At 41.0% G+C, this 6,216-nt stretch carries 6 protein-coding genes; 4 read left to right on the forward strand and 2 right to left on the reverse strand.

Annotation, left to right across the window (positions count from 1 at the left end):
- Positions 1-9: 9 nt before the first annotated feature.
- Entirely contained in the window at positions 10-753 is a 744-nt protein-coding gene (locus H6G68_RS24250) for a tetratricopeptide repeat protein (RefSeq protein WP_190908940.1), read from the reverse strand.
- Positions 754-1,069: 316 nt separating this feature from the next.
- Here H6G68_RS24250 and H6G68_RS24255 point away from each other — a divergent pair, with 316 nt between their 5' ends.
- Positions 1,070-2,035: a protochlorophyllide reductase gene (locus H6G68_RS24255; RefSeq protein ID WP_190908934.1), complete on the forward strand. Its 966-nt coding sequence runs from the start codon at positions 1,070-1,072 to the stop codon at positions 2,033-2,035.
- A 316-nt stretch (positions 2,036-2,351) separates the two neighbouring features.
- The gene (locus H6G68_RS24260) at positions 2,352-3,704 is read left to right on the forward strand and encodes a pentapeptide repeat-containing protein (RefSeq protein ID WP_190908935.1); all 1,353 of its coding nucleotides are present in this window, start codon (positions 2,352-2,354) and stop codon (positions 3,702-3,704) included.
- Between the two features lie 23 nt (positions 3,705-3,727).
- On the opposite strand, the gene H6G68_RS24265 is transcribed toward H6G68_RS24260, so the two are convergent.
- Positions 3,728-4,402 carry a LuxR C-terminal-related transcriptional regulator gene (locus H6G68_RS24265; RefSeq protein WP_190908936.1) on the reverse strand — a complete coding sequence of 225 codons (675 nt, stop codon included), beginning with the start codon at positions 4,400-4,402 and terminating at the stop codon, positions 3,728-3,730.
- Between the two features lie 320 nt (positions 4,403-4,722).
- Between H6G68_RS24265 and H6G68_RS24270 the strand changes: the two genes are divergently transcribed.
- Entirely contained in the window at positions 4,723-5,142 is a 420-nt protein-coding gene (locus H6G68_RS24270; RefSeq protein WP_190908937.1) for a DUF6220 domain-containing protein, read from the forward strand.
- 57 nt (positions 5,143-5,199) lie between these two features.
- The gene (locus H6G68_RS24275) at positions 5,200-6,033 is read left to right on the forward strand and encodes a rhodanese-like domain-containing protein (protein WP_190908938.1); all 834 of its coding nucleotides are present in this window, start codon (positions 5,200-5,202) and stop codon (positions 6,031-6,033) included.
- Positions 6,034-6,216 lie beyond the last annotated feature (183 nt).

Raw genomic sequence — 6,216 nt, forward strand, 5'->3', positions numbered from 1 at the left:
AGTCATAATCTATTGGATTAATTCCTGAAAGCGTTTTTCATTCCGTACTTTATCAAAATCAGCATCATTTTTCGCTAAGTTTTGATATTTTTCTGGTACTAATTGAATGGCTTTTTCTAGATTTTCCAGTGCTAATTCGACATTATCTTGTAAGGCATAATTACAAGCTTTGTTATAATATGCTTGATGGGAATTTGGCTTAATAGTAATTGCTTGATTGTAAGAAGCTAAAGCTTCTTTGTAGCGTTGCAATTTGGTGAGTGCAATTCCTCGATTAATCCAGGCTTCAGATTTATCTGCATGAATAGCGATCGCTTCATTGTAGGCTGTAACTGCTTCTTCGTAACGGCGCAAAGCTGTTAAAGCATTTCCCCGATTATACCAAGCTTCATCTTTATTCGGTCGGAGAGCGATCGCTTTATCATAAGATTCTACAGCTTCTTCATAACGATGCAAAGCAGTTAACGCATTTCCTCTGTTAACCCATGTTTCTTCGCTGTCGGTTTTAATAGCGATCGCTTGATTATAGAACGTCAACGCCTCTTTGTAGCGATTAGTATCTAAAAAACTATTGCCTTGTTTTAACAACTTCTCTGCTTTTTGGCTATCCTGTACTTCTGTTAACAATTGATTGACATTTCGTTCTTGTACAAATTGCTTGGTATTTTCTGCTGATGAGATTGCCAAATCACCACAACCAATTGTCAAAAAACTCATAAATCCACAGGCAATTAAGCCTCGCCACACAACCATGTTGCACCTACACAACTCATAATATGATGTTAAGACTTTTTGATATTCAATAATCGTATCAAAATCAACCAAAGTATTATCAATTATCTTTTGTTTTATTGAGGAAAAAATGAAGATTTGGACAAGCTTTGTTTAAAGCATACGTATCATACCATGATGAAGTAAAATTAATCAATTAATTTACACAGAGACCTCATTAATTATCACTATTCCCCTTCCCTGTTGTCGGCCTCTAGTTATAGGTAATAATATCTCCTAGTGATCATGGTGTGAGAACATATAAAAACTCAACTACAGTCAACGCAGTCTGAACAGAATGGAACAACATCAGAAGTCAACCGTCGTAATTACGGGCGCATCCTCAGGTGTCGGTTTGCAAGCCGCAAAAGCTCTAGCTCAAACTGGTCAATGGCACGTAGTAATGGCCTGTCGGGATCTCGCAAAAACAGAACAAGCAGCCCAAACCGTAGGAATACCACAGGACAGCTATACAATCATTCATCTTGACTTAGCCTCTTTAGACAGTGTTCGGCAGTTTGTGCAAGATTTCCGATCAACTGGTAAATCATTAGATGCTTTGGTTTGCAATGCGGCAATTTATATGCCTTTAATTAAGGAGCCGTTGTGGAGTGTAGATGGATACGAGTTAAGCGTAGCCACAAATCACCTCGGCCATTTCCTTTTATGTAACTTGATGTTAGAGGATTTGAAAAAATCATCTGCTTCAGAACCTAGACTAGTAATTTTGGGAACTGTGACACACAACCCGAAAGAATTAGGAGGAAAAATTCCACCTCGTCCAGATTTGGGAAATTTACAAGGCTTTGAAGCAGGATTTAAAGCACCTCACACCATGATTGATGGTAAGAAATTTGAACCTGTTAAGGCTTATAAGGATAGCAAAGTTTGCAATGTTCTGACTATGAAGGAACTGCATCGACGTTATCATGAGTCAACAGGTATCACTTTTAGTTCTCTCTATCCTGGGTGTGTGGCAACCACAGCTCTATTCCGTGACCATTATCCCCTATTTCAGAAACTCTTCCCCCTATTTCAGAAATACATTACTGGCGGGTATGTGTCAGAAGAGGATGCTGGTAAGAGGGTAGCAGAAGTGGTTGCTGATCCTGCATACAATGAATCTGGGATGTATTGGAGTTGGGGGAATAGACAGAAAAAAGACCGCAAGTCCTTTGTGCAAGAAGTTTCCAACGAAGCAAGCGATGATGATAAAGCCAAGCGTTTGTGGGAACTAAGTGCAAAATTGGTAGGACTGGCTTAAAAAATTCTTTTTTTGGTTTTCTCAAAATCAATTGATACCGCAAAACCTCAATCCCAAGAACCTCTCCCTAACCCTCTCCTAAAAGGAGAGGGAACCACCACAGAGGGGGGAAATCAAAGTCTCTTTCCTTGTAGGAGAGAGATTGAGAGAGAGGTTTTTTAGATAGGTTGAAAAGTAAGTAAAACACACAGATTACCGATAGCACCCTGAGATTTAAGATAATTTCAGGGTGCTACGCTATTAACATTACTCAAAATTTTTTTAAAGAGTAGATTTGTTAATCTGGGTTAGAAAAAACTATGAGAAAATAGAAAGCATGACGATTGAATCTAATTCCTCTCATCCACCTCAGCCCGAACCCAAAGCAGACCAAGATTTGCAACCAGATGACTTTGACGTTGATACAAGCGAAAACGGACTAACCGCAGAAGGGTTGGCTGCACAACAAGCTTTATCAGCAATTTCTTCTTTACAGTCTTCCAAGAATACAAATGCCCTAAAACGAGCTTCGTCTAACTTCAAAGAAGCATCTAGCCATAACATTATAGTTAAACCAAGGGCATTAATTTTTACTTTACTAGCGATCGCTCTGACTGTGATCGGTATTGCTATTAATAACTCGTTTCTGGGTATCTTGGGAACCTTAGCAACTTTGGTATTATCCTTAGCGATGCTTTTACCTTGGCTAAAAGATGTCATGCAAGAATGGTTTTCTCCCCAAGATAGAACCATATTTATGGCCTTTATGGGTTTATTAGTAGGTATTACGGGCTTATTTAGATTTGCTGGTGTGGGTGATAGCCTCCTGCGTTGGGGACGTAAAATTAACTGGGAAGCGTCAGGAACTTTAGCAGAATGGTTTGGTGCTTTAGGGCAAATTTCCATTGCCATTATTGCTGTTTACGTGGCTTGGCGACAATATGTGATTTCTAAAGACTTAACTATTCAACAAAACCTGCTGACAGTACAGCAAAATATTATTACTCAACAGCAAACAATTGATTCTTACTTCCAAGGTGTTTCCGACTTGGTACTTGACGAAGAAGGATTATTAGAAGACTGGCCGCAAGAAAGAGCGATCGCAGAAGGACGAACTGCCGCTATTTTTAGTAGTGTAGATGGTAGTGGTAAAGCCAAAATTCTCCGCTTTCTCTCCCGTTCTAAATTACTCACACCATTAAAACGCGATCGCCGTTTAGGTAGAGCCATTCTCGACGGTATCGGTGGCTACGCAGAAGACCGATTAGAAGGTGTACGCGTCATCGACTTAGGAGTAATGTTAGCAGGTTCAGACCTTGCTGGTAATGATTTACGTTGGACTGATTTAAGTGAAGCTAATCTAGTTCGTGCTAATCTCAGCGGTTGCGACTTAGTCAAAGCTAACCTATCCCGCACCATTTTATATGATGCCAATCTCAGCAATGCTGATTTAAATGGAGTGCGTTTCTTCTATGGTTCAGTGGAAAAAGCCTCACCCCGCAGTCGTATCAACCCACCTGACTATGATACAGGGGAACACACCGGCGCAGTCGTGGAAAATGCAGATTTCAGCAACGTCCAAAGAATGTCTGAATCAACCCGTTGTTACTGCTGTGCTTGGGGTGGAGAAAAAACCAGAGGCACAATTCCCGGTGGTTGTGAAGGTATTCCCAATCAGTTGGGGAGATAACAAAATTAAGTAGGTAACCTGAGTTAAAAGCTCATTGATTTTGAAACCGTGGAAAGCTTTGCAACCATCTGAGTACGAGATGAAACCTCAAGCTTGCGAAACATTCTTTTTAAAGCTTGCTTAACAGAGTTTTCAGTAATCCAAAGTTCAGCACTAATTTCTGCATTGGTTTGTCCTTGAGCCACCAAGGAAGCAATTTGCACTTCACGAGGCGTTAAACGCTCTGTCTGTAATAGTGGCTGTAGCGATTTTGCCGATGCCACCCAAGTAGAAATGTGCAGACAAAGCGCACTCAAATCTGTAAGATTTTGTGAATCAAAGGCAGCCATTTCTTGCTCACGGGTCAAACCTACCACGCCGATTAACTGACCATTGCTGACAATTGGCCCTGCCATGACGTGCCAGTGGTCAGCACGAGGACAAATCAACTTCCAAGTCTGAGGTTCTACTACTAAAGCTTCATGAACAGGGGCATGGCGTTCTACCAAGTAGCGCACAACTGGATTGTGTTGTGGTGATAATGCAACTTGCAATGCTTTTTGGATATTGCTGTCCACTAGAGAAATTTGAGCAAAGAAAAACAGCCCACATCGTGTAGCTGAAAAATACTCACTCATTTGTGTGGATATGAGAAAACGCAACGTCTGTTCATCTTTAGCTTCAGCAATTGCATGAAAGAGAGAGTTTAAGGCAGTCATGATTAGCAAAATGTACCCTTTCGAGGTCTAGGCGCAGTATCGCAACCAGACTTATCTTAGCTTTAGTTACATCAAACCGCTTCGCGGAGTCATTAGTCATTAGTCCTTAGTCCTTAGTTTTTTCGCCCACTCTGTTGCGAGGTATGTATAGCAGGTGACAGGGAACAGGTGACAGGTGACAGTCTGAAGAGTCTTTTGGTGTCTAGGTTTTATAATCAGTTGGTGTCCTAACCGCCCTGTCCGTTGCTATACCAAAAAACTCTTTATTAATGACTAATGACCAATGACTAATTTGTTTGCTTTTTTCGGATGACTTTACCATGACTGTAAATTCTGGCATTGATGACAAACAGATATCAGGGCGCTGGCTTGAAATCGGTTTTTTGATAGCAGCAGTGTTTTTCAATCTCTGTTTAGCAGTCCAAGTATTCAGTGTGGGACTGGCTTACTTTTACAACTCTGATTGGTGGAACTTACATATTTGGCTTGTGCGAGGATACAGCGGACTCTCACTAATTTTGTTGGTATGGGTGTTTTTGATTCCATTTCCCCCAAGAGTCCAGCGTCTTACGGCAAGTATGCCAGTGCTGCTGGGATTGCAATTTCTCACAATTCAGTTGAAGACTTCTTTTCCTTTAGCAGTGTTCCACCCACTCATCGGCTTTTCTTTATTCTCTATTTCTACAACCTTAGTTCATCGGACATCGCGCATCGTATTTCTCAACCACAACCAAGAATAAATTCGACCAGAAAACACAACTTTTAATTTTTTTAGCGAAATTACAGGAGAAATACAAGTGTCTCAATACGCTGATCCATCCGCCCTCGTTGATACCCAGTGGCTTGCAAATCATCTCAACGATTCAAACGTCCGCATTCTTGAAGTAGATATGAGTTCAGAGCGGTACCAAAATGCTCACATACCTGGTGCTGTCTTCTGGAACATTTTTACAGACTTACTATTGCCCGATTTGAAGATGAATTTAGATCCGCGAGCCTTTGAGAGGCTTATGGCACGTTCAGGCATTACTAATGACACAACAGTGATTGCCTATGGCAGTTATACAGGAACAGGAGCCTGGATTTTCTGGTTATTGAAAGTCTTTGGGCATGAGAATGTACTAGTTCTCAATGGCGGCTACCAGAAATGGAAGTCAGAAGATCGTCCACTAGCAACTGAGTTATCCACGTTTTCTGGCACTGATTACCGTGCCAAAACTCCTGATACTCATCTGCGAGTATTACATAATGAAGTTCAGGCATCGATTGGGCTGTGCGATTGCGTGTTGTTAGATGTGCGAACACATCAAGAATATTGTGGTGAGTGGTTTTTCAATCAGCCACCAAAAGAAGGTGAACTGACTGGACATATTCCAGGTGCAGTGCATCTTGAGCATCTCTTAACTCTCAACGAGGATGGAACTTTTAAATCATTCAACGAATTGAAAAATCTTTATCACAGTAAGGGCATTACGGCTGATAAGGAAGTGTTTCCCTACTGTGCCATCGGTGCGCGTTCTGGATATACATGGTTTGTCTTGAAGTATTTATTGGGCTATCCGAATGTTCGGAGTTATGATGGCTCTTGGTTTGAGTGGAGTCGCCTGCCTGATGTAGCCATCGAGAAATAGTGAAATACCATGTTATGAAGCGAATCTCTCCCTATCAAACCCAAAAAGTGAGTTATGAAGAGTTGAGGGTTAGTAGCTAGTTACTGTTTTCTTAACAGAAGCTAACAAATACTCACATTGGCTCAAAATTTCCTGTGATCTGCTCTTACAGAATTACCAGTAAAATACCTGTATGCTACTAGG

Origin of the sequence: Anabaena catenula FACHB-362 (assembly GCF_014698735.1) — a bacterium.
Classification (GTDB): domain Bacteria; phylum Cyanobacteriota; class Cyanobacteriia; order Cyanobacteriales; family Nostocaceae; genus Anabaena; species Anabaena variabilis_A.

What these genes read in the sequence shown, in the direction of transcription:
- H6G68_RS24270 (WP_190908937.1), top strand. Translation starts at nt 4,723, where the DNA reads ATGACTGTAAATTCTGGCATTGATGACAAACAGATATCAGGGCGCTGG.
- H6G68_RS24265 (WP_190908936.1), bottom strand. Translation starts at nt 4,402, where the DNA reads ATGACTGCCTTAAACTCTCTCTTTCATGCAATTGCTGAAGCTAAAGAT.
- H6G68_RS24255 (WP_190908934.1), top strand. Translation starts at nt 1,070, where the DNA reads ATGGAACAACATCAGAAGTCAACCGTCGTAATTACGGGCGCATCCTCA.
- H6G68_RS24260 (WP_190908935.1), top strand. Translation starts at nt 2,352, where the DNA reads ATGACGATTGAATCTAATTCCTCTCATCCACCTCAGCCCGAACCCAAA.
- H6G68_RS24250 (WP_190908940.1), bottom strand. Translation starts at nt 753, where the DNA reads ATGGTTGTGTGGCGAGGCTTAATTGCCTGTGGATTTATGAGTTTTTTG.